The 440-nt window shown below is 62.3% G+C and carries 1 protein-coding gene; it reads left to right on the forward strand.

Annotation, left to right across the window (positions count from 1 at the left end):
- Nucleotides 1–60 precede the first annotated feature (60 nt).
- Nucleotides 61–440, forward strand: a 380-nt coding sequence (locus tag AC0YKC_RS34005; RefSeq protein WP_488514247.1) for a hypothetical protein, incomplete at its 3' end; no start/stop codon positions are given.

Below are 440 nucleotides of genomic sequence, written 5' to 3' on the forward strand. Positions count from 1 at the left end.
AGCAGATGGCCAGAGGAGCTGCCTCCCGTAGAAAGCTACGATCAGGATTTGCTTTGGGAGATGATGGACAAACCCGGCCCGTCTCTCGAGCCGGACCCGCGCCAGTTCCCCGACAAGCCGATCGGTGCATTTGCCAGCATCAACCTCCCGCCAAGCGAGGAGGTCCTCATCAACGATGAGCGTGACACGCCAGCGAAGAGGCCGAGGACCCTGGACAATCCAGACGGCCTTGCCGTTGAGCGGCAGCTGAGCGAGATCGCCAATTCAGGCGGTCGCCTGATGTCGTCGGCGGACCCCATCCATCAACTGGGTGCATTGCCATCGCAGGCGCAGGACATCGTCCAGGCCGGACGGCAAGAACCTGCCCGGTTCGCCTCAACCTGGTGGCCGCAGATGCCGCTCAACTTTGATTGGAGTATGTGGCCGACCCTGGAAGCAGC

It is taken from the genome of Mesorhizobium sp. CNPSo 4661, assembly GCF_057784215.1.